At 68.5% G+C, this 1,738-nt stretch carries 2 protein-coding genes; both read left to right on the top strand.

Translation table 11 applies throughout. The features are described 5' to 3' along the window. On the top strand, positions 1-799 hold a 799-nt coding region (locus B3T77_RS04640), incomplete at its 5' end, for an HlyD family secretion protein (protein WP_292077683.1). Beyond that, positions 796-1,738 (top strand): DHA2 family efflux MFS transporter permease subunit (locus B3T77_RS04635; RefSeq protein WP_414633147.1); only part of this gene is annotated, 943 nt, incomplete at its 3' end. The genes B3T77_RS04640 and B3T77_RS04635, both read left to right, overlap by 4 nt.

Here is a 1,738-nt window from a genome sequence, read left to right as displayed (position 1 = left end):
CGCCATCGCCGCCGTCGGCCATGTCGACGCCCAGGCCGAGCAGGAACAGGCCACCATCGCCGCCCGCGCCGCCTCCGTCGCCCAGGCCAACGCCCAGGCCGGCCTGGCCCGCGCCGAGGTCGATCGTTATGGAAAACTGGCCGAACAGGGCTGGGTCTCGCAACAGCGCATCCAGACCGAGCGCGCCTCGGCCGCCACCGCCGCCGCCAGCGTCCAGCAGGCCCAGGCCGCCCTGGTCGCCGAACAACGCACGGCCGGCGTGCTGGGCTCGACCCGTCAGCAGAGCGTCGCCGCCGTCGAACAGGCCCGCGCCGTCGTCGATCAGGCTCGCATCGCGCTGGAGCGCACCGTCATACGCGCTCCGGTCGCCGGCGTCGTCGGCGCCCGCAGCGTGCGGCCCGGCCAGTATGTCAACGCCGGCACGCAACTGCTGTCGGTCGTGCCCCTGACCAACACCTACATCGTCGCCAACTTCAAGGAGACGCAGCTGGACAAGGTGCGCCTGGGCCAGACTGTCGAGATTTCCGCCGACGCCTTCCCCGGCCGCAAGATCGAGGGCCGCGTGGACAGCTTCGCCCCCGCCACTGGATCGGAGTTCGCCCTGATCCCGGTCGAGAACGCCACGGGCAACTTCACCAAGATCACCCAGCGCGTGCCCGTCCGCATCGTCGTCAGCGGCGCAGACCGCAGCCTGGCCCTGCGTCCCGGCCTGTCGGTGGACGTCAAGATCGACCTGAAGAGCCAGGGCGGCCAGAGCTTTGCCGAAGCCGCCACGACGACCGGAGCCGCAGGCCAGTGACCGCCGCCAACCCCGCCGCAGATGGCGGGGCCCCTGTCGCGCAAAAGGGTCCCGTCGCCGGCCATCCCGAAATCAACTGGACCATGCTGTTGCTGGGCTTCGCCGGCATGGTGGTGGGCCAGTTCATGGCCATTCTGGACATCCAGATCGTCGCCGCCTCCCTGCCCCAGATCCAGGCGGGGGTCGGCGCCTCGGCCGACGAGATCAGCTGGATCCAGACCGCCTATCTGATCCCCGAGGTGGTGATGATCCCCCTGTCGGGCTTCCTGTCGCGGCTGTGGGGGACGCAGCGGCTGTTTCTGGTCTCGTGCGCCGGCTTCGTGCTGATGAGCGTCGCCACGGGCCTGTCGTCGTCGATCGACATGATGATCCTGTTCCGGGCCATCCAAGGCTTCGTGGGCGGGGCCATGATCCCGACCGTCTTCGCCGTCGCCTTCACCGCCTTTCCGCCTGACAAGCGCGTCACCGCCAGCGTCGTCATGGGCCTGATCGTCACCCTGGCGCCGACCGTCGGACCCACGCTGGGCGGCCACCTGACGGAGTGGCTGAGCTGGCGCTGGCTGTTCTTCATCAACGTGGGGCCGGGGCTGCTGGTGCTGTTCCTGGTCGGGCGCTACGGCAACTTCGACAAGGGCGATCCGTCGCTGGCCAAGGGCTTCGACTGGTGGGGCCTGGGCCTGATGGCCGCCTTTCTGATGTCGATGCAGTTCGTGCTGGAAGAGGGCGCCAAGAACGACTGGTTCGACGACACCCACATCCTGTTGCTGACCGTCGTGGCGGCGGTCGCCGGACCGATCTTCATCTGGCGGTCCCTGACCTATCGCCAGCCGATCGTGGAGTTGCGCGCCTTTGGCAATCGCAACTTCCTGGTCGGGTTCATCATGACCTTCATCGTCGGGTTCGCCCTGTTTGGCGGCACATTCCTGCTGCCGCTCTTCC

This window comes from Brevundimonas sp. UBA7838 (assembly GCF_002500885.1).
Taxonomy (GTDB): Bacteria; Pseudomonadota; Alphaproteobacteria; order Caulobacterales; family Caulobacteraceae; genus Brevundimonas; species Brevundimonas vesicularis_C.
This window is presented reverse-complemented; position numbering and strand designations above follow the sequence as displayed.